Annotated in this window: 26 protein-coding genes and 1 tRNA gene; 16 read left to right on the forward strand and 11 right to left on the reverse strand. The window is 58.2% G+C overall.

Features of this window, described 5'->3' with window-relative positions:
• Positions 1-9 precede the first annotated feature (9 nt).
• From ACR0DL_RS01240 to ACR0DL_RS01250, 3 genes are read left to right on the forward strand one after another with little or no spacing between them, the layout of a single operon-like run.
• Positions 10-690, forward strand: coding sequence for a molecular chaperone DjiA (locus tag ACR0DL_RS01240; protein ID WP_170347988.1), 681 nt, complete (start codon positions 10-12; stop codon positions 688-690).
• Positions 691-694: 4 nt separating this feature from the next.
• Positions 695-1,672, forward strand: a complete 978-nt coding sequence (locus tag ACR0DL_RS01245) for an endonuclease/exonuclease/phosphatase family protein (protein ID WP_170360350.1) — start codon at positions 695-697, stop codon at positions 1,670-1,672.
• 38 nt (positions 1,673-1,710) lie between these two features.
• Complete coding sequence (locus ACR0DL_RS01250; protein ID WP_480687220.1) at positions 1,711-2,082, forward strand: hypothetical protein; 372 nt, start codon at positions 1,711-1,713, stop codon at positions 2,080-2,082.
• On the opposite strand, the gene ACR0DL_RS01255 is transcribed toward ACR0DL_RS01250, so the two are convergent.
• From ACR0DL_RS01255 to ACR0DL_RS01275, 5 genes are all read right to left on the reverse strand, one after another.
• Positions 2,079-3,623, reverse strand: a complete 1,545-nt coding sequence (locus ACR0DL_RS01255) for a Ppx/GppA family phosphatase (RefSeq protein WP_480687222.1) — start codon at positions 3,621-3,623, stop codon at positions 2,079-2,081. The two genes, ACR0DL_RS01250 and ACR0DL_RS01255, sit on opposite strands and share 4 nt — an antisense overlap.
• Before the next feature lie 49 nt (positions 3,624-3,672).
• Positions 3,673-4,362, reverse strand: coding sequence for an HdaA/DnaA family protein (locus ACR0DL_RS01260; RefSeq protein ID WP_170374440.1), 690 nt, complete (start codon positions 4,360-4,362; stop codon positions 3,673-3,675).
• Positions 4,363-5,436, reverse strand: a complete 1,074-nt coding sequence (locus ACR0DL_RS01265) for an AI-2E family transporter (protein ID WP_480687224.1) — start codon at positions 5,434-5,436, stop codon at positions 4,363-4,365. It abuts the gene before it with no gap.
• A 91-nt stretch (positions 5,437-5,527) separates the two neighbouring features.
• Positions 5,528-6,502: an isopenicillin N synthase family dioxygenase gene (locus tag ACR0DL_RS01270; RefSeq protein ID WP_480687226.1), complete on the reverse strand. Its 975-nt coding sequence runs from the start codon at positions 6,500-6,502 to the stop codon at positions 5,528-5,530.
• Complete coding sequence (locus ACR0DL_RS01275) at positions 6,502-7,866, reverse strand: FAD-dependent oxidoreductase (RefSeq protein ID WP_170376077.1); 1,365 nt, start codon at positions 7,864-7,866, stop codon at positions 6,502-6,504. Before ACR0DL_RS01275 ends, ACR0DL_RS01270 begins: the two co-directional genes overlap by 1 nt.
• 168 nt (positions 7,867-8,034) lie before the next feature.
• Here ACR0DL_RS01275 and proS point away from each other — a divergent pair, with 168 nt between their 5' ends.
• Together proS and ACR0DL_RS01285 are read left to right on the forward strand one after the other, a co-directional pair.
• Positions 8,035-9,375: a proline--tRNA ligase gene (gene proS / locus ACR0DL_RS01280; protein WP_170374449.1), complete on the forward strand. Its 1,341-nt coding sequence runs from the start codon at positions 8,035-8,037 to the stop codon at positions 9,373-9,375.
• Positions 9,359-10,270: a glycosyltransferase family 2 protein gene (locus tag ACR0DL_RS01285; protein WP_480687228.1), complete on the forward strand. Its 912-nt coding sequence runs from the start codon at positions 9,359-9,361 to the stop codon at positions 10,268-10,270. Before proS ends, ACR0DL_RS01285 begins: the two co-directional genes overlap by 17 nt.
• Before the next feature lie 2 nt (positions 10,271-10,272).
• On the opposite strand, the gene ACR0DL_RS01290 is transcribed toward ACR0DL_RS01285, so the two are convergent.
• Complete coding sequence (locus ACR0DL_RS01290; protein WP_480687230.1) at positions 10,273-10,626, reverse strand: hypothetical protein; 354 nt, start codon at positions 10,624-10,626, stop codon at positions 10,273-10,275.
• 377 nt (positions 10,627-11,003) lie between these two features.
• On the opposite strand from ACR0DL_RS01290, the gene ACR0DL_RS01295 reads away from it, so the two are divergent.
• Both ACR0DL_RS01295 and ACR0DL_RS01300 read left to right on the forward strand, forming a co-directional pair.
• The gene (locus tag ACR0DL_RS01295; protein ID WP_480687232.1) at positions 11,004-12,299 is read left to right on the forward strand and encodes a lipoprotein-releasing ABC transporter permease subunit; all 1,296 of its coding nucleotides are present in this window, start codon (positions 11,004-11,006) and stop codon (positions 12,297-12,299) included.
• A complete protein-coding gene (locus ACR0DL_RS01300) occupies positions 12,292-12,978 on the forward strand; it encodes an ABC transporter ATP-binding protein (protein WP_170374457.1) in 687 nt (228 codons plus the stop codon). The genes ACR0DL_RS01295 and ACR0DL_RS01300 overlap by 8 nt, the downstream gene beginning before the upstream one ends.
• Here ACR0DL_RS01300 and ACR0DL_RS01305 read toward each other — a convergent pair.
• Positions 12,962-13,399 carry a DMT family transporter gene (locus tag ACR0DL_RS01305; protein WP_170360332.1) on the reverse strand — a complete coding sequence of 146 codons (438 nt, stop codon included), beginning with the start codon at positions 13,397-13,399 and terminating at the stop codon, positions 12,962-12,964. The genes ACR0DL_RS01300 and ACR0DL_RS01305 overlap by 17 nt on opposite strands.
• A gap of 92 nt (positions 13,400-13,491) precedes the next feature.
• Between ACR0DL_RS01305 and ACR0DL_RS01310 the strand changes: the two genes are divergently transcribed.
• A complete protein-coding gene (locus ACR0DL_RS01310; RefSeq protein WP_170348001.1) occupies positions 13,492-13,896 on the forward strand; it encodes a c-type cytochrome in 405 nt (134 codons plus the stop codon).
• 3 nt (positions 13,897-13,899) lie between these two features.
• On the opposite strand, the gene ACR0DL_RS01315 is transcribed toward ACR0DL_RS01310, so the two are convergent.
• Together ACR0DL_RS01315 and ACR0DL_RS01320 are read right to left on the reverse strand one after the other, a co-directional pair.
• The gene (locus ACR0DL_RS01315; RefSeq protein WP_170548032.1) at positions 13,900-14,586 is read right to left on the reverse strand and encodes a hypothetical protein; all 687 of its coding nucleotides are present in this window, start codon (positions 14,584-14,586) and stop codon (positions 13,900-13,902) included.
• 40 nt (positions 14,587-14,626) lie between these two features.
• Entirely contained in the window at positions 14,627-15,289 is a 663-nt protein-coding gene (locus ACR0DL_RS01320) for a DNA-3-methyladenine glycosylase I (RefSeq protein ID WP_480687234.1), read from the reverse strand.
• 168 nt (positions 15,290-15,457) lie between these two features.
• Here ACR0DL_RS01320 and ACR0DL_RS01325 point away from each other — a divergent pair, with 168 nt between their 5' ends.
• The 4 genes from ACR0DL_RS01325 (at position 15,458) to ACR0DL_RS01340 (ending at position 19,167) form a co-directional block, all read left to right on the forward strand.
• A complete protein-coding gene (locus ACR0DL_RS01325; RefSeq protein WP_480687236.1) occupies positions 15,458-16,123 on the forward strand; it encodes an NnrU family protein in 666 nt (221 codons plus the stop codon).
• Between the two features lie 72 nt (positions 16,124-16,195).
• Positions 16,196-16,717 carry a DUF2478 domain-containing protein gene (locus ACR0DL_RS01330; protein ID WP_170374471.1) on the forward strand — a complete coding sequence of 174 codons (522 nt, stop codon included), beginning with the start codon at positions 16,196-16,198 and terminating at the stop codon, positions 16,715-16,717.
• An 87-nt stretch (positions 16,718-16,804) separates the two neighbouring features.
• Positions 16,805-18,052, forward strand: a complete 1,248-nt coding sequence (locus ACR0DL_RS01335; protein ID WP_480687238.1) for a D-arabinono-1,4-lactone oxidase — start codon at positions 16,805-16,807, stop codon at positions 18,050-18,052.
• Positions 18,049-19,167, forward strand: coding sequence for an alanine racemase (locus ACR0DL_RS01340; protein ID WP_480687240.1), 1,119 nt, complete (start codon positions 18,049-18,051; stop codon positions 19,165-19,167). Before ACR0DL_RS01335 ends, ACR0DL_RS01340 begins: the two co-directional genes overlap by 4 nt.
• Positions 19,168-19,201: 34 nt before the next feature.
• On the opposite strand, the gene ACR0DL_RS01345 is transcribed toward ACR0DL_RS01340, so the two are convergent.
• Positions 19,202-19,285 (reverse strand) — tRNA-Tyr (locus ACR0DL_RS01345).
• 116 nt (positions 19,286-19,401) lie between these two features.
• Here ACR0DL_RS01345 and rlmB point away from each other — a divergent pair.
• The 4 genes from rlmB (at position 19,402) to ACR0DL_RS01365 (ending at position 21,698) form a co-directional block, all read left to right on the forward strand.
• Entirely contained in the window at positions 19,402-20,175 is a 774-nt protein-coding gene (gene rlmB, locus ACR0DL_RS01350) for a 23S rRNA (guanosine(2251)-2'-O)-methyltransferase RlmB (protein WP_170374477.1), read from the forward strand.
• The gene (locus ACR0DL_RS01355; protein WP_217357177.1) at positions 20,156-20,470 is read left to right on the forward strand and encodes a hypothetical protein; all 315 of its coding nucleotides are present in this window, start codon (positions 20,156-20,158) and stop codon (positions 20,468-20,470) included. Before rlmB ends, ACR0DL_RS01355 begins: the two co-directional genes overlap by 20 nt.
• A gap of 106 nt (positions 20,471-20,576) precedes the next feature.
• On the forward strand, positions 20,577-21,029 hold the full coding sequence (locus tag ACR0DL_RS01360; protein WP_170360318.1) for a YHS domain-containing (seleno)protein: 453 nt from the start codon (positions 20,577-20,579) through the stop codon (positions 21,027-21,029).
• Between the two features lie 198 nt (positions 21,030-21,227).
• On the forward strand, positions 21,228-21,698 hold the full coding sequence (locus ACR0DL_RS01365) for a CoA-binding protein (RefSeq protein ID WP_170409102.1): 471 nt from the start codon (positions 21,228-21,230) through the stop codon (positions 21,696-21,698).
• Here the strand turns inward: ACR0DL_RS01365 and ACR0DL_RS01370 are convergent.
• Positions 21,695-22,261: a hypothetical protein gene (locus ACR0DL_RS01370; RefSeq protein WP_170348011.1), complete on the reverse strand. Its 567-nt coding sequence runs from the start codon at positions 22,259-22,261 to the stop codon at positions 21,695-21,697. The genes ACR0DL_RS01365 and ACR0DL_RS01370 overlap by 4 nt on opposite strands.
• Positions 22,262-22,316 lie beyond the last annotated feature (55 nt).

Genomic DNA, 22,316 nt, shown 5'->3' on the forward strand with positions numbered 1-22,316 from the left:
GGTGCGCCCATGTCGATCTGGACCCGCATATCCGATGCGCTAAGTGCGCTTGCCCAGGGTGAAAGCCTTACGGACGTATTTGAAAAACTGCGCACGCCGCCGGAACGCTCGGTTGCGTTTGCAATTGCCGTGATCGCGCTGGGTGCGAAGATGGCAAAGGCTGACGGGCAGGTGACGCGGGATGAGGTCACCGCCTTTCGCGATGTCTTCCAGATTGCCCGCGATGATGAGGCCGGTGCCGCACGTGTTTTCGACATGGCCCGGACGGACGTTGCCGGTTATCAGGACTATGCCCGCAAGATTGCCCGCATGTTTGCCGATGACAGCACCACGCTGTGCGACCTGATGGAGGGGCTGTTTCACATCGCCATGGCCGACGGGTTCTATCACCCAAACGAGAACGAATTTCTGGAACAGGTCAGCCGCATTTTCGGTCAGACCGACGCGCAGTTCATGGCCTTGCGCGCGCGGTTTGTGCCTGACGCACCCAATGACCCTTATACCGTGTTGGGAGTGCCGCACGACATGCCGCTGCCTGAAATCCGCAAGATTTGGCGGCAACTTGTTCGTGATACCCATCCCGACGCGATGATGGCCCGCGGTGTGCCCGAGGAAGCCATCCGTCTGGCCGAGAAAAAGATGATCGACATCAACCGCGCCTGGGACGAGATCAACGGCGCACAGGCGTAGGCGAATGCGGTTAGCGACCTACAATATTGAATGGTTCGCCAACCTGTTTGACCGCAATGATAATTTGGTCGTCAATGATCGCTGGTCCGGTCGTCACAACGTCACCAAAGCGCAGCAGGTCGAGGCCATCGCCAAGGTTCTGACGGCAATTGACGCGGATGCAGTTTTGATTGTCGAAGCCCCCAATTCCGGGAAGTCGCAGGACACCATCCGTGCTTTGCAGAATTTTGCCGAGGCGTTTGATTTGCGCACCTCACACGCAGTGATGGGGTTTCCCAACGATACCCATCAAGAGCTGGCGCTGCTTTACGATCCGAATGTGCTGCAAGCGCGGCACGACCCGGTTGCGGGCAACGATGCGGCCCCCAGGTTCGACGACGTGTTCCATATCGACCTCGATATCGATGCGACCGAGGATCTTGTGCGTTTTTCCAAACCCCCGATGGAACTGGCGGTGCAGATCCGATCCGGCGCGCAGCTTCGCCTGATCGGGGCGCATCTGAAATCCAAGGCCCCGCACGGGGCGGGATCGCGGGATGAGGCGATCCGCATCTCGATCGCGAATCGCCGCAAGCAACTGGCGCAGGCCGTGTGGCTGTCTCGGCGTGTCAAAGCGCATGTCGAGGCCGAGGAACAGGTCATCCTGCTAGGCGATTTGAACGATGGGCCGGGGCTGGATGAGTTTGAACACCTGTTTGGCCGGTCCTCGGTCGAAATTCTGCTGCAGGCCGGATTGTTTGACCCGCATGCCGCAGGGACGGACGCAGAGCCGTCAACCGCCCGGTTTGCCCGCGAGGGTGGGCGGTATCTTGAGGCGCTGCTGGACTACATCATGGTCAGTGAAAACCTGCGCGCCAAACGTCCGGCGTGGCGTATCTGGCACCCTTTCAAAGACGCAGGCCTTCGTGCGTCAGAGGACTTGCATCAGGCCTTGTTGACCGCGTCCGACCACTTCCCCGTTACTCTGGATATCGCGTTGTGACCTTTTTTCGACGGAAGGCTCTGCTTATATTCTTTGACATGAAACATCTCATTGCGATCTGCGCGTTATCGGTCGCGCTGGCCTTGCCCTCACAGGCCGAGGAAGATACTGGCAAATCCTTGATGGAGCAGGGGGCCGAGCTGTTCTTTGAAGGTTTGCGCAAGGAAATGGAACCCGCGCTGGAAGACTTGCAGGGGCTGGTCAGCCAATTTGGCCCGGCTATGCAGTCATTCTTTGAAGAGATGGGCCCAGCCCTGGCCGAACTGGCGGGTGAGATCGAGGACTGGAGCGCCTATGAAGCGCCTGAGATATTGCCTAATGGGGATATCATCATCCGCAAAAAGCCTGAGGATCAACCAGAAGAGCCCGAGCAAATCGAAGAAGAAGCCGACGGAGCGACGGAAATCTAACCTCGGATAGTGACGTGAACCTCTGACTTTAGGGCATTCGCCAAGGAATTCAGGCGCGCTTCGGCCACCTCACTGAACAGTGGTTCTGCGGCTTTGGGCAGCCGCAGTTCAAGCTGACGCTTTTTGGGATAGAATCGCAGCGTGCCCATTTTGACATCGTGGTGCATCCACAGCATGGCGCCAAAGCGCATGGCCTTGCCCAGAATTTCAGCCTGTTTCTGACCTTTCTCGTCCAGCAGTTTGTAAAGCGGCTCGAACCGGTTGCCCTCGCGCTTGTTGCGATAACGGTGTTGCAGGGCGAGGCCGATAAAAACCCGTTCAGAATGTTTCAGCCCGCCCAGATTGGCGCGGGTGACATTGTCGAAACAGATCTCGGCCCGGTAATCAGGATGAGCGCGCCAGCTGACGTCGTGCAGCAGGCAGGCAGCCTTGATCAGGCGCACGCGTGCCTCTGGAGCGGATTTGAACAACGGCATGACGAAATCAAACAGGTGTTTGCCAAATCCGGGCAGACGGGCATCTTTGGCTTCGGAGAAGTAGCTGGCTTCGATCAACGGGTCACGGTCGCGCAGAATCTGCGGCATTTGTTCGTACAGCAATCCTTCGCGGATGCCATAGCTTGAGATCGCGATGTCCTTTGGTTTGAAAGTGCGGATCAGCCGCGCCAGAACGTCCATCGCGTAGGGGATTAGCGCCATACGGGAACTAGACACGCCCGCCTGACTGCGCAGCTGATCCGGATCACCTTTTTCGATGAACTTTATGGTCTCACGGACCTGTTTTGTGGTCATCCGGTATTCATGCAGCACGTTCAGCGGATAGCCCCGGCGCAGCATGTCCAGACGTGCAAAGGCGCGCCAGCTGCCGCCCACCAGAAACAGGCGATCCCGCTGCGGCCCCAGCTGATCCCGTAACTCTTCCATGGTGGCCTTGATATGGGCCTTGCGCGCGCGCCGCCCGCCCTTGATATCGCGTAGTTTCAATGGCCCCAGGGCCGAGGTCAGACGGCGCCCGACCTGACCGTCGCCAATCTCGGCCAGTTCCATGGATGAACCGCCAATGTCGCAGATCAGGCCATAAGCCCCGGGCCAGCCCAGCAACACACCCTGCGCGGACAAGCGCGCCTCTTCGCCGCCGTCTATGACCTGAACGGTCAGACCGGTTTCTGAATGAACTTGATTGCAAAAATCCGGCCCATCCTTGGCTTCGCGCACCGCCGCAGTGGCAACAACATGCAGGCCCGGTAGGTCCAGATCATTGGCCAATTGCTGAAACCGGCGCAATGCGGACAGCGCACGCTTGCGCCCGCGCGGGTTAAGGCACCCGGATTCCGACAGGCCCGCACCCAGCTCGCACATTATCTTTTCATTGTAGAAATAAGCCGGGGATCGCGCGGCCCCGTCAAAGATTACCATCCGGACCGAGTTCGATCCAACGTCGACCACGCCCACCCGCGACAGGGCGCGGGCCTCGGGGTTGTCGAACAAGGGCTTGCCGAACGATCCCCAGTCCGGGATTTTGGCTTCTGCGATCTGATCCATGTCTTTTCCAGATATTCCGGTGGCAGAATGCGAAATCGCAGTGTGCGGGTCAATTGTCGGATGCGACATCTGTCATGTCCGCGTTTAGCACCCGGATCGCAAGAGCGCGGGTGATTTCCCGCTTTTCCGACAAGGCCAGATGATCCAACCGGGCTACGACCTCGGCTGCGGTCTTGAACCGCCGATCCATGTGCTTGACGAGATAGGCAATCACGTCTGGTCCGGGATTCAGTTGGCGGTCGACAAACAGCTTGGCCAGAACGGCCCCCAAAAGGGCATCGTCCGGTGGGTCCAGCGCCACGTGATGCGCCCCTTCGATCCGGCTTTGCAGATCGGGCAGTGGCAGTTCCCACAGCTTTGGCGCCAACCGCCCGGTCATTAACAGCGCATGGCCTTCTGCCAACACCAGATTGTGCAGGTGAAACAGGGTTTTTTGCTGATCGAGGTCGCCTGCGACCATCGGAATATCTTCGACCGCTATCGGAGTGCTGGCCAAGGCGGGCACGTCTTCGTACCGCACATCACGGGCCTGAATGATCCGCCCGCCGGTTTCGGCAGCCCAGACATGGGCCAGATGCGTTTTGCCAGACCCGGCAGGGCCGCTGAGGACCAGCTTGTTACCGGGCCACGACGTCGCCGAGATCATCGCAACGGCCAGCGCATTGGCGGGCGAGACAAAAAAATCTTCGCGGCCCAGTGCGGTTTTGGCCGGTAGATCAAAGCTGAGTTGTTGGGCCATTTATTCGTCTTCCTGCTTCAACCCGTCGAGGCCGGTATACAGGCGGCTGTCCAGATAGATTGAGGTCAGGAACCGGGCGACCACGCCCAGCGCTGCGGCAACCGGAACAGCAACCAGCATACCCACAAAGCCGAACAGCGCGCCAAAGACGGACAGGGCCAGCAGCAGCCAGACAGGGTGCAACCCGACCGAGCTGCCAACCAGCTTGGGCGTCAGGAAATTGCCCTCGGTCACCTGTCCCAGCGCGAAGATGCCTGCCACCAGGCCGATATGAAGCCAATCGCCCCAGAACTGAAACAGCGCAAGACCGATAGCCAACGTGCCGCCAATCAGGGCACCCAGATAGGGGATGAATGTCACGAGCCCCGCGATGAAGCCCACGATCAGGCCGAATTGCAGACCAACAATCATCAGCGCAACGGCGTAATAAGTGCCCAGGATCAGACAGACGGTTCCCATGCCGCGGACGAATGAGGCAAGAACATCGTCAATCTCACCCGCCAGCCGCTTGATCGTTGGGGCGTGGTCACGAGGTAGCAGCTCTCCTATGCGGGCTATCATACGATCCCAATCTAATAACAGATACACGGCGACCACCGGCACGATGACAAGCAGAACCACCACGTTGATGGCTGACCCCAGCGAAGCGGCGACGGATTGCAGAACGTCTCCAGTTTTGGATTGCAACGTCTCGCTCAGCGACACAAGGAATTGGTGAGAGCTGGATTCGGTATCCAGCAGGGATGGGAATTGTTTTTCGATGAAGCCGCGCAGTTCTTTAAGCAGACTGGGCATAACTTCGACCAGATCGATCAACTGGGTAATCAGCGCGGGCACCACCATCAGCACCATGAGCACAAATCCCAGAACGCCGACAATGGTGATGATCCCTGTCGCGGCCATTCGCGACAGCCCCAAGTTTTCCAACCGGTCTGCAATTGGATCAAGGAAGTAAGCGATTGCTCCGCCAATCACAAAGGGCAAAAGAACGTCGCCAAGTGCCCACAATAGAAGCACAAAAACTACAGCGGCTATGCCCCAGTACCTGAGCTGATCCTTCACCGGCAAAGCCATGGCTGTCCCCTTGTTTTCGGCTCTTGCCAGTGTTCTTGGCGCATGCAGCCCCATGATGCAAGCGCTTCATCGCCCGTACATTTCCCGGGCGCTAATCGCTGAGCGTGCCCAGTTCAGGCGTGGCGTCATGGGCGGCCTCGTCCGGCCAGTTGGTGCGCCAGATTTCCGCAGACCAATGGCCGCAATGTACCGCGGGCCGATCAAAGCCGGGCAGGGGGTCGACCAGAGGTAAAACCACCACGTCATGGCGGGGCACGGCAAAATAAGGAAACGAGTAGCGTTCCTGTCCCGAGCGATTCACCACCCGATGCGGCGTAGATTTCAGCCGCCCGCCGGACCACAGCTCCAGCATATCCCCGATATTGACGACAAACCCGCCCGGCGGGCAGTCAGGGCTGACCCAACTATCGTCCATGGTTTGCACTTCAAGCCCACCAACGGGGTCAGGGGCGATGATGGTCAAGGCGTCGGTGTCCTTGTGGGGATGAATACCATAGCCGCCCTCATCGGGGGCTTGAGGCGGATAGTGCAGCAGAGTCATGTTGGTCATGGGATCGCGGAAAGCGTCCCGCAATCGGCGCGCGGGCAGGCCCAGACCTGTTTCCAACGCACCCAGCAAGGCATCTGCAACGCGGTCGAGTTGGGACCAGTAGTCAAGGATCATTCCGCGAGCGTCTGGCACCTGCGACGGCCAGACATTCGGGCCGTACAAGGCACAATCGTTGCGGATCGGCGCATCGCTGGCGACCTCATGGTGCAACTTGTAGCCTTCGTATTTGTCCGCCTTGCCAGACCCGTCATTTGGGGTGAAGAACCCCAGCGGGATGAACCCGCGATAATTGTCGCGAGTGATGGCCTGATCCCACTTGGCACCTTCTTCAACGTCAAAGATGGCCTGCACACAGGCGCGCATGTTTTGAACCGTGTCAGTGGGTATGTCGGTTCCGGTGATCGACAAAAAACCGATATCAGTGCAGGCGCTGATGACCTGCTGAACGGTCTGCTCATAATCCGCATGGGACGCATTAAACAGCGGGGTGATGTCTATAGTGGGAATGCGACCCATCAGTGAACCCTGACGCCTTGGCGGTCAAGTTCAGCATGAACCGGGGCTAGGTTCAGCCCATGCAAGTCCTGATTGCTTTTCAGCGACAGGGCGGCTGCAATCCCGGCCCCCTGACCCATGACCGCACAGCAGGACATATTGCGGGTGGCGGCATGGGCCACCTTGTCCGCCCCGTGCGACCGGCCTGCAACCAGCAGACCCTTAACGCCTTTCGGCAACATTGAACGGTAGGGCACATGCATATACCGGCCCGTGGTCGGCAGGATCAGGATGCCATAGCCGTCGATGAATTCGGGATAGATGCCGATCGTATCCTCGAACCGACCCTGATGCCGGGCGTCGTCCTCGGTCATATTGTAGATCGCATCGATCTTGCGGGTGTCGCGAATGCCGATGGTCATGCCGAAATTCCGCAGACGCGCGTTTTCGCAGCCGGGCATGAAACGGCGCAGTGCCTCGATGGCTAGCATTGACTGTCGACGGCCCTCGATCTCACCACGGGTCAGGCTATCGGGATCGGTGCCGTCTATCCCGTCCATATGGATCAGGTTCATATAAGTCAGCTCACCCGTATCGTGGACCGCGCCCCAAGTGCCGGCGATGGTGTTCAGATGCGGCGGGATCAGACCCTGTTCGATGGCTTGCTGGAACGGTTTCTTGACGAAGGGTGAGAACATGTCGTCCTCTTTGCCACTGGTTTCAATGTTCCACTCGCCACCGCCGCCCCAGTCCTTATAGGTCTGCGGGTCGGCCTTGACGCCCTCCATGAAGGCGCGCTTGTCGACGCCTGCCAGATGGAACATGACCGAAGCGGCCATCATATCCTCGCGCGCGGTCTTGTAGGTGGGCGCGCCTGCGCGATGGGCTACATCCGCGTCCCCGGTGGCGTCGATCACTACCTTGGCCAAAATCGCCTCACGTCCGGCTTTGGATTCGGTGATGACGCCGGTGATCCGGTCACCATCCATGATTGGGGCAACGAATTGACGGTGCAACATCGGATGCACCCCGGCCTCTTCGACCAGCTTGTCAGCAACCAGTTTGAACCCTTCGCTGTCCAACTCATAGCTGAGCGACTGGCTCTCTGGCACCGCTGCCCCCATGTCCCGGGCGCGGGTTTCAAATTCCAGACCAATGCCGCCTGCTTCGACGGTTTGTTCATGGCGGTACCAAGCAAATCCTTCGACTCCCACGGCGGTGATATTGCCACCCATGCAGCCAAAGCGGTCGACCAGAGACACTTCGGCCCCTGCGCGCGCTGCCGCCAAGGCAGCGGCCAGCCCCGCGGGGCCGGAGCCCACGACTAGAACGTCGGTTTTGTGAACGACGGGAATTTGACGGGCGGGTTCCTGAATGGTTTGCATCGGCGCCTCATGGGTTTGCATTTTAGCCACCATTGAAAACCTTGGCTGGCGGGTCAATCAAAATTCCGACCGTCCCGAGGTCGCAAAATAACCAATGGCCGATTGCCCCCGGCGGGGCTTTGGAATATGGACCTTTGAAGTCGAATTCTCACCCGTGAAGGTCATACAATGCGCCTCAGCCGTTACTTTCTGCCCGTTCTCAAGGAAAACCCGTCCGAGGCCCAGATCGTCAGCCACCGGCTGATGCTGCGCGCCGGGATGATCAAGCAAGCATCGGCCGGGATTTATTCCTGGCTGCCGCTGGGTTTCAAAGTTCTGCGTAAGTTGGAAAACATCATCCATGAAGAGCAGGCGCGCGCAGGCCATATCGCGATCCAGATGCCGATTATCCAATCGGCAGACCTGTGGCGTGAATCCGGGCGCTATGATGACTACGGTCAGGAAATGCTGCGTATGAAGGACCGGCATGACCGGGATATGCTGTTCACGCCCACGGCCGAAGAGCTGGTCACCGATATCTTCCGCGGCCACGTCAGCAGCTACAAGGACCTGCCGCTGACGTTGTACCAAATCCAGTGGAAGTTCCGTGACGAGATCCGCCCGCGCTTTGGCGTGATGCGGGGGCGCGAGTTCTACATGAAGGACGGGTATAATTTCGACCTGACCAAGGAAGACGCGCTGCACGCATATAACCGTCATCTGGTTACCTACCTGCGCACCTATGAACGCATGGGCCTGCAGGCGATCCCGATGCGTGCGGACAGCGGCCCGATCGGGGGAGACAACACCCATGAATTCCTCGTACTGGCCGAAACCGGTGAATCCGAAGTGTTCTATGACAGCGCCGTCACCGACCTGACGTTTGGCGACCGTCAGATCGACTATGACAGCCGAGAGCAGTGTCAGGCCATTCTGGAAGAGTTCACCTCGAAATACGCCCGTACCGATGAAACCCATGACGAGGCGCTGTTCAATCAGGTGCCCGAAGATCGCCGCCGTGTGGCGCGCGGGATCGAAGTGGGGCAGATTTTCTATTTCGGTACCAAGTATTCCGAGGCGATGGGCGCTACCGTTCAGGGCCCCGATGGCAAACCAACGCCGGTCCATATGGGCAGCCATGGCATCGGTGTCAGTCGTCTGATCGGTGCGATCATCGAAGCCAGCCATGACGATAAGGGCATCATCTGGCCCGAGGGCGTAACACCGTTCCATTGCGGTATCGTAAACCTCAAGCAGGGTGATGATGAGGCTGACGCCGCCTGCGACAAACTCTATGGCGCGCTGACCGCACTGGGTCTTGAGCCGCTGTATGATGACCGCAACGAACGGGCAGGGGGCAAGTTTGCCACCATGGACCTGATCGGCTTGCCGTGGCGTATCACCGTCGGGCCGCGGGGTCTGAAAAACGGCGTCGTTGAGCTGACCTGCCGCCGTACCGGTGAAAGCGAGGAGTTGAGCCCCGAAGCTGCCGTCACGAAAGTTGCCGAAATCTATGAGCAAATCGCCTGAACAGGATCATCGGCCGCTGATCTCGGTCGTCACCGTTACGCGGAACCTGATCGAAGCAGGGCGCGAGGCGCAAGTCCTCACCGCCCTGGACAGCGTGCAGTCGCAAAAGCTCCGTGACATCGAGCATGTGATCTGGGACGGCCAATCCGATGACGGAACACAAGACCTGCTGAAAGACACGATTCAGAAATTCTCGGAGTCGGGCGACCCCATTCCGGTGCGGTATTTCTGTGAGGCAGACAAAAGCCTGTATGACGCGATGAACCAGGCGGTTGATCGGTGTCGCGGCGAGTATGTTTTGTTTCTCAACTCGGACGATCTGATTGCTGACCCTGACAGCCTGTTGAGGGTGCAAAAAGCTATCGAGCCCGATAAGCCCGATTTTGTGTATGGTGAAACCGTCTTTTTCGATGATGAGGGCAACCGCCGTCATGCCCGTCGGCTAACCCCGAAATCCATCTTGCAGCGCTTACCATTCGGTCACAATGCGATGGTCCTGAAACGGGCGCTGTTTCAGGAATTGGGCGGTCACGACCTGCAATTCCGTATCGCCGCGGACTATGACATGGTTTTGCGAATGATCCTGTCTGGCCATTCCGGCCAGCGGTTGCAGGCCCCAATATCACTGTTTCGGATCGGTGGAGTATCAGCAGACACAGACGCTGCCGGGGCCGAAATGGCCGCATGTTGGCTGAAAAACTACAGTCAGTTCTGCGATCTGTCCGGGTACTCGGACGCGCAGCGCTTTGGTTGGTACAAGCAAGGCCATTTGCCAGTTCGGGTTTCAGGCGCCATTTTGCTGAAATCGCTATCGCAGCCCGCTATCGCGCGTGCCGCGCTTTACAGCCTGACAAAGACGTTACGTCGCAAGGCTCAGTTCTGGCGGTCTTTCTAGGTTCACTGCGGTTCCGGTCGTTCCGTCAGAATTTCACCATCCGCACCGTTTCCGCGTGCAACGACAATCGGACGGCCCAGACGTCTGACCAGATCTTTGTATTCGAACCCTAGAAAGCGTATCCCACAAACCCGTTGATCGGTCGTGCGGTCCGTAATGCACAGCCGACCCTGACGGAACGCCAATCGGTATCCTTTGTCTTTCAGGATATCGGTCAAACTTGCCCAGCTTGCCGCTGTATCGAAAACAGGGCGAATGACTGCGCGCAACAATGCTGCTGTTTCACAATCCAGTTCTGAAGATGCGTTTCGGACCAAAATCGGGTCCAACAATTCCTTATTACTCTTTACAAACATGAGCGACCCCCGCTCTTAAAATGGTATCCCCCTTACATCTAGGGTGACAAAGTTTTAAAAAATAAGCAAAAGGCGAAAGAATATTGCTTAAACAATGTTGCATTTTGAGTTCAGTAACTCACACAACGGCCCTATTAACTTCATAGCTGAAACAATTGGGGGTTGTCTGTGAAGGGGGTCACAACCAAGGGTATAATCTGGATCTTTTCTCTCTCCTTTTGCCAGAGCGAACTTCCCGACACCTAGGGTGATTCGTATTGGGCCATGCCAATAAGAGTCGCAGGATTGCCTATCACCGGGCGGGACGCGCATAACCACCTTGACCATCCCGGCAAATGCCGAAAGGGTCGCGCAAACCAAAAAGCCCCGGAGCAGACATGGCCAAGACGCCCCCGCCCTTTGCCCCATTCGAATGGAAGATCGCCTGGCGATACCTGCGCGCACGCCGTGCCGAGGGCGGTGTCAGCGTGATGACCTGGATTTCACTGATCGGAATTACACTAGCGGTGTTTGCCCTGATCGCGACGCTGGCCGTTCGGTCCGGCTTCCGATCCGAGTTCGTGGGTACCATTCTGGGGGCCAATGCGCATGTTACTGTCTACTCAGCGGGTAATTTTGATGCGCAGGGTAACCTGGACCGCACCATCGCGGATTATGACGGAGTGGCTGAGCGCGTTGCGCAGGTGCCCGGCGTTGAACGCGCCGCGCCCTTGGTCAAAGGGCAGGTGCTGATTACCAATCGCGAGCGCAGCAGTGGGGTTGAGGTCTTTGGCATTCAGCCTGACGACCTGCTGGACCTGCCCGGCGTCGCCGAAAGCGAACAGGCGGTGGGGGATCTCTCCGAGTTCCAGAATGGAGAGGACGTTATCGCCATCGGTTCGGGCGTGGCGCGCAGTATTGGGGCAACTGTGGGGGATACGGTCAAACTGACGTCCCCTAACGGGGTGAAGACGGCCTTTGGTACCTCACCTCGTGTGAATGCCTATCGGGTGGTCTATGTCTTCTCGGCCGGGCGCTATGATATCGACCGCACCCGCGTTTATATGCCGTTCGAACAGGCGCAGGGCTTCTTCAACCGCGAGGGCGTTGCGGATGAGATCGAGGTGATGGTTGACCGCCCTGAAGAACTGACACCGATCCTGATCCCTATTCTTGAGGCCGCCGGCGAACGAAGTCAGATCTGGACCTGGCAGGACGCCTCGGGCGGGTTCCTGCGCGCGTTAGAGGTCGAGGACAACGTGATGTTTATCATCCTGTCGATCCTCGTGTTGATTGCGGCGATGAATATCGTCTCGGGGTTAATCATGCTGGTGAAGAACAAGGGGCGCGATATCGGCATCCTGCGCACCATCGGTCTGAGCGAGGGGTCCGTACTGCGGGTGTTCTTCATCTGCGGTGCATTCACCGGCATCATAGGCACCGTGATGGGTGTTGTTCTGGGTTGCTTATTCGCGATTTATATCGACCCGATCTTTTCGTTCGCGAACTACGTCATGGGTGGCGGTGTATGGGACCCTTCCATTCGCGGCATCTATGCCCTGCCCGCCGAACTGCACCTGTCGGACGTGTTGAAGGCAATCGGCTTGTCGCTGGGCCTGTCCTTTTTCGTCACCTATTTCCCCGCCCGCCGCGCGGCGCGGCTGAATCCGGTTGAGGCGCTGCGCTATGAATGATGTGACATTGCGATTGAGCGGTCTGACCAAGACCTATCTGAAGGGCACACCGGGCGAGGTTCAGGTGCTGCGTGGGGCCGATCTGGAACTGCGCGCGGGCGAAGCGGTGGCGCTGGTTGCACCATCCGGTGCGGGCAAGTCGACCCTTTTGCACATTGCCGGTTTGCTGGACACGCCGGATGACGGCTCGGTCGAGATTGCGGGTCAGAATGTCAAAGGTAAGGGCGACCGGACCCGCACCGCATTACGGCGTCAGGACGTGGGGTTCGTCTATCAGTTCCACCATCTGCTGCCCGAATTCACGGCGCTGGAGAATATCACCTTGCCGCAACTGGCCAACGGGGTGTCCGAGACGGCAGCACAGGCGCGGGCGATGTCGTTGCTGGAACGCGTCGGTGTTGCGCCTCGCGCTGATCACCGTCCGGCGGCGCTGTCAGGTGGAGAACAACAGCGGGTCGCGTTTTGCCGGGCGCTGGCCAACAAGCCGCGCGTGTTGCTGGCGGATGAGCCGACAGGCAATCTGGACCCCGAAACCTCGGATCAGGTGTTTGATGCATTAATGGCGCTGGTGCGGGACGAGGGGCTGTCAGCGCTGATCGCCACGCATAACATGGAACTTGCGGCGCGGATGGACCGCAAGTTGCGGCTTGAGGGCGGTATACTCAGGCCAGTTGAGTGATCGCAACGCCCGCGGCCATCACGGCGATCCCACCTGCGCGTATCCATGTCAGCGGCGTGACTTGCGCGCCGAAAAGCCCGAAGTGGTCGATGGCTGCCGTGCTGATCAGTTGCCCGAGTAAAACGAAGAACACCGCATTACCGACACCGAAATGCGGTGCGACATGGGTGATGGATAGGACGTAAAAGGCGATCAGGACACCGGCCAATAGCAGGTGTTTCGGGGCCTGCGTGACTTTGGGCAGCGCGCCCGTGCCGGTAAATAAAACCATCACCAGCGCGGATGCTGCGAACGCGATGGCGAACAGGATGACGGCGGCGGTGGTCGGTGATCCGATCAGCTTTCCAAGCGCCGCGTTCAGAGCGGCAAGGATTGGAACGCCAATCCCGGCGGCCAGCATGATAACTGCATATTGTGTCATTGCCCGTACCCATCTGCTTCGTTGATCTGGATCATTGCGCCAAGCCGGCCCTCGGGCAAGCCTGTATATGTCAATCGTGACAGGAGGATGCGATGCCCAGACCCCTAATGACTGCCGTTTCGTTCGGAGTGCTTGTGACCGCTGCGCAGGTCGCGGCACAGGATGTGGATACCGGGGCCGAGCTGTATCAGCACTATTGTGCAACCTGCCACGGAATCGATGCGACCGGGCATGGGCCGATGGCGGGGATATTGGTCATTCAGCCGGTTGATCTGACCAAGCTGGCCGGAGAAGACGGTGTTTTCCCAACTGCGCGCGTCGTTGCGCGGATTGACGGGCGCGATCCGTTGGTCAGCCACGGCAGCCCGATGCCAGTCTATGGTCCTTATTTCGACGGGCAGGACACCTCGATGAAAACACCCGAGGGGCAGCCGATTCTGACCAGCCAGCCGATCGTGGATCTGATCGCCTATCTTGAAACATTGCAAGGCGGGTAACGTCTAGCGGCAAATGCCTTCGGTCTTTGCGCCGCTCCAGGGGATGACGATATCGCGCTCACGCGGTTGGTTCGGCAGGGGTGAAATGTCGAAATGCGCGCCCAGCATGTCGTGCAAGCGTTGGGTGCGGGGGGCTTGAGGGTCCAGCGCCCGGCAGCAGACATATTCCTCGACAATCGCGCCTTGTTGTTCAAACCCGTAGGATAGGAAGTCGGACGAGGTTTCGATATCAAACAGATAGGGGTCCTTGTTGCCACCATGCTCGGCCGCTGCACGCAAAGGGTGATAGCCTGTGGTTTTCCGGTTCTGCCATTGCCACACATGTGTCAGCTCATGCGCCAGCAGCATTCCGGCGATTAGGTTCATCTGCTCGGGGAAGTCGGACATATAGTCCTCAAGATACCACTCACGCGTGAAATAGACCTTGTTGAACAGGGCTACGGCGGCGGGCTTTGCTGTGACGACCCCTTCGGTCGGGGCTGGCAATATGCGTTCACGGCAGGCCAGACGGGGCCGTTCCTTGCGGTAAAACGTGATTGGCGCGACCGGAGCCCCCTCGACCAGGCGCACCCGATCCAGATTCAGCGACTCGCCCTGAACAGCGGTGGCAAAAGCACGTTCCTGCTCGGTCAGCGGGCGACCGCAGGATGCAAGCAGAAGGAGAACCATCATCAAAATGCGGCAGGTCATGAAGTGAGCCTAGTGTGAAGCACCCGCACTGCAACCGGTTTTACAGGCTCATCGCCAAAACCCGGCTGATTTCCGTCAACGACCGCCCGGATTGGTCCATCCAGGTGTTGAATGCGTCTTGAACGGCAGCCATCGCCTTCTTGGAGCTTGGCGCTTTGTCGATCACGCCTTCAGCAATCAATCGGGCGGTGACATCCCGCGACAGGATGAAACTGTCGCGCCCGGCAAATCGCATGGCGTATTGCGCCGAGGCCCCACCCAGACGCGACCCGCGCTTGCCTAGCATCGCCAGCAAACCGACGTAATCAGACGAGGGCCAGCCGCCCAGCACCTTTCCCACGCCACCTTCCTGACGCAGTTCCAACAGAAACGCGGCGTTGTCGCGGACCGTGGCGATCTTGGTGCCGTTGCGGACAATGCGGGTGTCTTGCAGCAGGGCGTCCAACTTCTCATCATCCATAAAGGCACAGCGACCGACGTCAAAACCATCAAAGGCAGCTTCAAACCCAACCCATTTGTTTTCGATAACCTTCCAGTTGAACCCGGCCTGAAAGACGCATTTCGTGATGATCGACAGCCAGCGATCATCGGGCAGGGCGGTCAACTCAGCCACGCTTTTAGGTTTGCTCAGCTTGGCCCGCAAAGCGTCGGGCCCACCGTGGCGGTTGGCAGCCATGGTGTAGATCTCATCGAAATGGTGCATCGGTGTCCTCCGCAGGCAGGGTTGCCTGTTCATTGTCGGGTTGCAAGCGTTGAAACAATATGCCCAGAACATGCGCGGAAAGCCCATGCGCCGCACCCGACTTGATTTCGGACAAGGATCATGCCGCGTCACGGACCTAAATAGGGGCCAACATTGACGGAGAATACCATGCTGGGTTGGGCTCTTTTCCTTGCCGCACTGATCACCTTTCTGCTGACCCACGCCATCCCCGCCCGACCCGTCGTGCGCGGGCGGTTGATCGACGTGATGGGACGCAGGGGGTATTTTACAGCCTATTCCGCGTTGTCCCTGCTAGTTTTGGGCTGGCTGATTGTCGCCGCAGCGCAAGCGCCCTATGTTGAAGTAATTCCACCGCTTCCCATCCTGCGTTGGGTGCCGCTGTTGACCATGCCAGTGGTGTGCTGGTTGGCCGTGGCAGGTTTGACAATCCAAAATCCGTTTTCTTTTGGCGGCCTGGGCCACCGTCGGTTCGACCCCGAAAACCCCGGTATCCTGCGCACCACGCGTCACCCGCTTCTTGCAGCCATGATGCTGTGGGCCTTGGCGCATCTTCTGGCGAATGGCAGCCTATCGCATGTCATCTTATTCGGTCTTTTTGCAGGTTTTGCGGCGTGGGGCATGGCGCTGATCGATCAGCGCAAGGCGCGCGATATGGGGATCGAATGGGTACGCCTATCCCGCAATACGGCGCGGTTTTCCCTGCGCGCGCCGCAACCCTGGCTTGGCTTGGGGATCGCGCTGATTTCCTTGGCCGCATTTGTGGTTCTGCTTCACCTGCACGCGCCTGTGATCGGCCTTTCGCCCCTGCCATAACGCAAGGAGTGGCCGGACCGGGTCATGCGTGCTATCTGGAAAGTCACACTTTAGGACTATGAGGGTCTTTCAATGTATCTGGCCTATGTTACCACCACCGATCGCGGCGCGACCGACCGCCTGCTGAGCGCCGTTGCCGAACATCTTCTGGCCAACGATGCCCGTCTGGTCGGCGTGGTTCAAACTAACACCGAATGTGCCGACAGCAGCAAATGCGACATGGATGTCCGTGTGCTGCCAGATGGCGAGACCATCCGCATCTCGCAATCTCTGGGCGAGCATTCGCGCGGTTGTCGGCTGGACCCGGCTGCGTTGGAGCGGGCTGTGGGGTATGTCACCAACTCGCTTGAGGATGCGCCGCAGTTGCTGATCATCAACAAGTTCGGCAAGCATGAGGCTGACGGGCGCGGTTTTCGCCCGGTGATCGCCGAAGCGTTGACACTGGATATCCCCGTGCTGGTTGGCGTGAACGGTTTGAACAAGGAAAAGTTTCAAGAGTTCACCGGTGGCGCGGCCGAGCAGCTGGAGCCGAACCTCGAAGCCATCTCTGCTTGGTTCGACCGGGTCAACGCGCAACGCGCGGCTGCGGCCTGAGTTAACCTCTCGTTGGGTAAACCTCTGTAATCCTGACTTGTTTCGTTCCACCTGTGCTGCAATCTTCGATTTCGGAGGAGATTGCACATGTGGACCAACTGGGCCGGAAACCAGCGTACGCAGACGCCGATCAAACGTCCAACCTCGATTTCCGAGTTGCAGCAAGCCGTGGCGCAGTCAGGCACGCTGCGGGTTGTAGGCGCGGGTCATTCGTTCACACCCATTGTTGCCGGTGGGGATCGGATACTGGACTTGTCGGATATCGACTTGCCAGTGGTCGGAGAAGTCGGGGAAGACAAGGTTTGGGTGAACGCAAATGCCCGGCTGCGCGACTTGTCTCCGGCCTTGGCAGGGCAGGGAATGGCCTTTCGCAATCTCGGTGACATCAACACACAGTCTTTGGCCGGTGCAGTATCAACCGCCACACACGGCACCGGACGCTCGCTGCCCTGTCTGGCAGCGGAAATCACCGCCGCAAAACTGGTCAGCGCGGGTGGGGATATTCTGACAACCGACGACATTCCGCTTGAGATGGCGCAAGTCACTTTGGGCATGTTGGGCATTTTGACCGAGGCCCAGATCTCGGTCGTGCCGAAATACAACCTGCGTCGAAGGGTACGATTGGCTGATCTGCAGGACTGCATCGCCAACATGCACCAGAACTGGGTCCGGAACCGAAATTTCGAGTTCTTCTATATCCCTTTCACCGGTAAGGCCGTCGAGCTGCGCCATGAAATTTCAGACGCAGCCGAAAGCAGGGCACCACGTGATCTAGACATGATTGCCGTCAAAGTGTTGAAGCTGGCGCGCAATGTTGGTCGGCTCAGCAGTGGGCTACGCGATTTGCTGTTGCGACTACTGACCATGGCGCAATCGGACGAAGACTATGTGGGCGAAAGCTGGCGGGTGCTGTGCAGTGACAGGCATATTCGGTTCAAAGAAATGGAATACCACCTGCCGCCCGACGTCGCCCAAGATGTTCTGCAAGAGGTCATTACCCGGCTGCATCGCGACCACAAGGATATCTATTTCCCAATTGAAGTCCGCCAAACTGCGGGCGACTCGGCCTGCCTATCCCCATTTCAGGGCGGGCCGCGCATTTCAATAGCAATCCACACAGATGCGGACGAGGATCACCGGCGATACTTTGACGCGATTGAGCCATTATTTGTCGAAGCGGGCGGACGACCGCATTGGGGCAAAATGCACAGCCTCGCCTACGCAGAACTATCCACCATGTATCCTGATTTCGACCGTTTCTGCGGGCTGCGGGAACAATTGGACCCGTCGGGCAAGCTCCTTACGCCCGCGCTTGCCAGGCTGTTTCGACCATGACGAACTATCTGCAATCCCTCTCTGAGACGCTGCGTGCGTATGGCGTGGACAAGCCGGTCGCGGTGGTTGATCTGGACAGGCTCGATGCAAATTGTGCCTTGGCGGTGGACAGGTCGGATGATGGGTTGGGCCGTCGATTGGTCGCCAAATCCCTGCCTTGTTTGCCGCTGCTGGATCATATTCGGGGCCTGATCCAGACCTCGGGCCTGATGACGTTTTCCGAGCCCATGCTGCTGGCGCTTTTGAAGGCCGAGCCGAAAGCCGACCATTTGATCGGCAAACCGTTGCCGGTCCGGTCAGCTGCGCGCGTTCTGAGCGAATGTCCAGACGCTGCTGCGCGGGTTCAATGGCTGATCGACTCGTCGGAACGGCTGCAATCCTATCTGACCCTTGCAGCGGATCGTCAGCTTGCCCTGCGCCTGTCGCTTGAGGTTGATATCGGCCTGCATCGCGGTGGCTTTCAACCAGATCAAGTTGCGCGCATTGCGCAAGAAATTGAGACAAACCCTAATGCGCGGTTGTCCGGTGTTATGGGGTACGAGGCGCATCTGGCCAAACTGCCGCATTTCTTGCGCAAACGTGCCTTTCGGGCCAGCGCGAATGCGTTCGATCACGCCGTTTCCAGCCTGCCGAATGAGGCCAAGGGGCTGTGCCTGAACACGGGTGGCAGTCTGACTTTTCAGTCCTACCGCACAACAGGTAAGACCACCGAGATCGCTTTTGGGTCGGTCCTCGTGAAACCCACAGATTTCGACCACAAAACGACACAGGGATTTCAACCCGCAGCGTTCATCGCGACTCCGGTTTTGAAAACCTTGCCCGGTAATTCGCTGCCGGGATTGGATTTTCTGGCCCGGCGCAAAACCGATCTTGCGATTTTCGGGGGGTATTTCCGCGCTAAACCGGTGTTTCCCAACGGCTTTGGCTATTCCTCCATTTTCGGACGTTCAACCAATCAGGAGGTCTGGACAGGCCCACCAGATGCGCCCGTCAAACCCGGCGACATCGCCCTGCTACACCCAAGTCAGAGCGAAGCTGTGCTGAATCAGTTCGGGATCGTATTGGCGGTTAGGGGTGGTCAGGTGGTAGACGAATGGGAATGTCTGCCGAATTAACGGCCCCTTGCACTTTGTCACCATCAGAAGAAGATGGTGGGCGACCCTGGAATCGAACCAGGCGTGCGTCTCCGCGAGGGAGTTACAGTCCCCTGCCACACCTTGCGGCCTGTCGCCCACTGTCAGGCGTTGCACCTGACGTGGAGGCGTGATTACTAGCGCCTTAAAGGAGCGTCAACAGGAAAATACCGCTTTGACGCAGGAAACCGATTTCCCGGCCCGGAGGCCCAAGAAATGAAGAAACCCAAGTGGGTCGTTGAGAAAGAACAAGCCCGTAAAGCGGCTGCGTCCGAAACTGTCTGGCTGTTTGGCCTTCACGCTGTACGCGATGCGTTGATGAATCCGAAGCGGCAAAAACTGCGTTTGATCGTGACGCGAAATGCGCAGGACAAGCTGACAGAGGCCATTGATTTTGCAGGGATTGAGGCCGAAATGGTCGATCCGCGCAAATTCACCGCGCCGATTGATCCGGGGTCTGTCCATCAAGGCGCAGCGCTTGAGGTTAAACCGCTGGATTGGGGTGGGCTGGCCGAGAATTGCATCGGGCGCGAGCATCCTCGCGTGATTCTGCTGGACCGGGTGACCGACCCGCATAACGTCGGGGCGATTCTGCGCTCAGCCGAGGTTTTGGGGGCCAGTGCGGTGATCGGCACGCGGCACCATTCGGCGCCGGAAACCGGGGCGCTGGCCAAAACCGCTAGCGGCGCGTTGGAACGTCAGCCGTATTTGCGGGTTCGCAATCTGGCCGACGCCATCGTCGAGCTTCAGAACATGGGATTTCTGGTTCTTGGTCTGGATGGTGAGGCCGAAGAAACCATCGAGACAGCGTTGGGTGGCAAACTTGATCAGCCGGTTGCGTTGGTATTGGGGGCCGAGGGACCGGGCTTGCGGCAAAAAACCAAAGAAACAGTTGATCAACTGGTGAAAATCGACGCAGCGGGCGGGTTTGGGTCACTTAACGTCTCAAATGCTGCCGCAATTGCCCTATATGCCTCAAGGCACAGATAGACAGGAGAGTGCCATTCCCAGCCCGTCTAAAATCGCCACCTGTTGTTATTGCGGGACCCGCGCTGCGCTGGTTCTGAAAGGGCAGGACCGTCATGAGCTGAGCTGTTCCAGCTGCGGGGCGCCATTGCATAACCTCAAGATGATGCCCAAGCGTAAATTGTCCGAAAGCCAATCAAAGCGTGGTGCGGCAAAGCCGACTGCAAGCCACAAGAAAAAGAAGCAGAAAAAGAAAAAGAGTGTCTTCTCACACGTGTTGGATGAGGCATGGGATGTCATCGAAGACATCTTTGATTGATGTGGCGCCTGGGCGACACAGGTGATCACAAGCCCGTTAAGTGGGGTGTCACTTGGTCATAAAACTTGCATCTTGAGACCCTGATGACCTTGTTCCGATTTCTGTGATGTTGACCCGACGTTTTCTTCTGGGCGCGATTGCCGCCGCTTTGATCACTCCTGCCGCGACAGCGCAGGAGATACCTGTCTTCTACGTGACCGATGGCACCGCGATGTCCGGGTATGACGTGGTGTCGTATTTCAATGGCGATGCTCCGGTTCATGGTCAGCCGAAATACGCCGTTGTCTGGAAAGGGGCCCAGTGGCACTTTGCAACCGCTGAGAACCGTGACGCGTTTGAACGTGATCCACGTGCCTTTGCCCCTCAATTCGGTGGATATTGCGCCTATGCCATGGCGCATGGATCGCTTGTTAGCACCGATCCCAAGGCATGGCAGGTCGTGGACGGTCGGCTGTATCTGACCCACTCACCCGAAATCGAAGCGATGTGGCGTGAAGCCAGGACGGAATATATCCGTATGGCCGAAGCGCATTGGCCTGTAATTCTTTACGAGCAATAGGCGGGTTTTCGCTTTTCGTGATCTGTCATCACAAAAATGCGCATCCCCTCTTTTTTTCTCTCAATTTATGCCTAAATGTCACAGTGACCGCGGAACGGAACTGCCGCGGGTCATTTCACTGTCCCTCGTTCCAACAACTGGCGCTCAGGTTCGACCTGGGCGCTTTTTTCTTTGTTAAGGACGGCATAGGGTGCGCAGATGGCCGACTATTCCGATAAGCACCTTAGAGAGATTCTGCAGCGCACCAAAGTTGTCGCTGTTGTGGGTGTGTCAATGAACCCGGTACGCCCCAGTTATTATGTGGCGCGATATCTGTCGTTGAAGGGTTTTACGGTCATTCCGGTCAACCCGGGCCACGCAGGCAAAGAGCTGTTTGGTCAGACCGTCAGGGCGTCGTTGTCCGAGATTTCTGAACCCGTAGATATGGTCGATATCTTCCGCCGCTCCGAATCCGTGCCGCCGATTGTGGATGAGGCATTGGACGCATTCCCGAACCTGCGCACCATTTGGATGCAGATCGGTGTCGAAAACGCTGATGCTGCCGCCAAGGCACAGGCGCGCGGGGTGGATGTGGTGATGAACCGTTGCCCCAAGATCGAATATCAGCGCCTGTTTGGTGAGTTGCGCATGGGCGGATTTGCCACTGGTGTCATCTCGTCTAAAATCTAGCCGCCGGTATAGGGCAAGAGATCGCCGTATTGTTCCACGCGGCGCTTCTCCAAAACGACGTCGCGTGGCACCCATTCGTATTTTGTGTCTTCGATCAGCGGCGACCAAAACAGCACGCCGCCATAGCGCCACGGATCCAACACCACACCGTCATACATCGTTTCCCCTCTGCGGCTGATGATGGCCGTGCTGTGATCGATTCTGAACGGGTTGTCGGCGTTGGCGATGGCGCGGTGCAGGTCAAGCGTCTGGAAGTTTTCCTGCTTCAGGCGGCGCTCGATATCTTCGGCCCAGTGCCAGCACAGCCCGCGCGGGCGCAGACCCTTGTTGACCTTGGCGTTGTGGATCAACGGAGGGTCGGTGATTTCGTATTCCTGCACCAATTGCGCCGTATAGGAATAGGCAATGCGCGCGGCGCGGTCGGCTTCTTCGGGGTCGATATCGGGGCCGAGGCTGCGTATTTCGCTGGCCAGCCGTTGAACTTCATCTCCGGTCGAAGGGGGAGGGGACGCGCATGCCCCCAACGTCAGAAGGGCCAGCACCAAGGCCAAAGCTTTGATCATCTGCGTGCCCTTCGATCTGCAAAGCATGAAACACGATGATAAAGGGTTGAGCGGT

It is taken from the genome of Ruegeria sp. BB5, assembly GCF_056539405.1.

Bases quoted from the DNA above. Each gene is read 5' to 3' on its own strand.
- ACR0DL_RS01275 (WP_170376077.1), bottom strand. From the start codon at position 7,866: ATGCAAACCATTCAGGAACCCGCCCGTCAAATTCCCGTCGTTCACAAA.
- ACR0DL_RS01340 (WP_480687240.1), top strand. From the start codon at position 18,049: ATGACGAACTATCTGCAATCCCTCTCTGAGACGCTGCGTGCGTATGGC.
- ACR0DL_RS01260 (WP_170374440.1), bottom strand. From the start codon at position 4,362: ATGGCCCAACAACTCAGCTTTGATCTACCGGCCAAAACCGCACTGGGC.
- ACR0DL_RS01325 (WP_480687236.1), top strand. From the start codon at position 15,458: ATGCTGGGTTGGGCTCTTTTCCTTGCCGCACTGATCACCTTTCTGCTG.
- ACR0DL_RS01315 (WP_170548032.1), bottom strand. From the start codon at position 14,586: ATGACCTGCCGCATTTTGATGATGGTTCTCCTTCTGCTTGCATCCTGC.
- ACR0DL_RS01240 (WP_170347988.1), top strand. From the start codon at position 10: ATGTCGATCTGGACCCGCATATCCGATGCGCTAAGTGCGCTTGCCCAG.
- ACR0DL_RS01270 (WP_480687226.1), bottom strand. From the start codon at position 6,502: ATGGGTCGCATTCCCACTATAGACATCACCCCGCTGTTTAATGCGTCC.
- ACR0DL_RS01320 (WP_480687234.1), bottom strand. From the start codon at position 15,289: ATGCACCATTTCGATGAGATCTACACCATGGCTGCCAACCGCCACGGT.
- ACR0DL_RS01365 (WP_170409102.1), top strand. From the start codon at position 21,228: ATGGCCGACTATTCCGATAAGCACCTTAGAGAGATTCTGCAGCGCACC.
- ACR0DL_RS01335 (WP_480687238.1), top strand. From the start codon at position 16,805: ATGTGGACCAACTGGGCCGGAAACCAGCGTACGCAGACGCCGATCAAA.
- ACR0DL_RS01305 (WP_170360332.1), bottom strand. From the start codon at position 13,399: ATGACACAATATGCAGTTATCATGCTGGCCGCCGGGATTGGCGTTCCA.
- ACR0DL_RS01360 (WP_170360318.1), top strand. From the start codon at position 20,577: ATGTTGACCCGACGTTTTCTTCTGGGCGCGATTGCCGCCGCTTTGATC.
- ACR0DL_RS01355 (WP_217357177.1), top strand. From the start codon at position 20,156: ATGCCTCAAGGCACAGATAGACAGGAGAGTGCCATTCCCAGCCCGTCT.
- ACR0DL_RS01250 (WP_480687220.1), top strand. From the start codon at position 1,711: ATGAAACATCTCATTGCGATCTGCGCGTTATCGGTCGCGCTGGCCTTG.
- ACR0DL_RS01370 (WP_170348011.1), bottom strand. From the start codon at position 22,261: ATGATCAAAGCTTTGGCCTTGGTGCTGGCCCTTCTGACGTTGGGGGCA.
- ACR0DL_RS01285 (WP_480687228.1), top strand. From the start codon at position 9,359: ATGAGCAAATCGCCTGAACAGGATCATCGGCCGCTGATCTCGGTCGTC.
- ACR0DL_RS01290 (WP_480687230.1), bottom strand. From the start codon at position 10,626: ATGTTTGTAAAGAGTAATAAGGAATTGTTGGACCCGATTTTGGTCCGA.
- ACR0DL_RS01265 (WP_480687224.1), bottom strand. From the start codon at position 5,436: ATGGCTTTGCCGGTGAAGGATCAGCTCAGGTACTGGGGCATAGCCGCT.
- rlmB (WP_170374477.1), top strand. From the start codon at position 19,402: ATGAAGAAACCCAAGTGGGTCGTTGAGAAAGAACAAGCCCGTAAAGCG.
- ACR0DL_RS01245 (WP_170360350.1), top strand. From the start codon at position 695: ATGCGGTTAGCGACCTACAATATTGAATGGTTCGCCAACCTGTTTGAC.
- proS (WP_170374449.1), top strand. From the start codon at position 8,035: ATGCGCCTCAGCCGTTACTTTCTGCCCGTTCTCAAGGAAAACCCGTCC.
- ACR0DL_RS01300 (WP_170374457.1), top strand. From the start codon at position 12,292: ATGAATGATGTGACATTGCGATTGAGCGGTCTGACCAAGACCTATCTG.
- ACR0DL_RS01255 (WP_480687222.1), bottom strand. From the start codon at position 3,623: ATGGATCAGATCGCAGAAGCCAAAATCCCGGACTGGGGATCGTTCGGC.
- ACR0DL_RS01330 (WP_170374471.1), top strand. From the start codon at position 16,196: ATGTATCTGGCCTATGTTACCACCACCGATCGCGGCGCGACCGACCGC.
- ACR0DL_RS01310 (WP_170348001.1), top strand. From the start codon at position 13,492: ATGCCCAGACCCCTAATGACTGCCGTTTCGTTCGGAGTGCTTGTGACC.
- ACR0DL_RS01295 (WP_480687232.1), top strand. From the start codon at position 11,004: ATGGCCAAGACGCCCCCGCCCTTTGCCCCATTCGAATGGAAGATCGCC.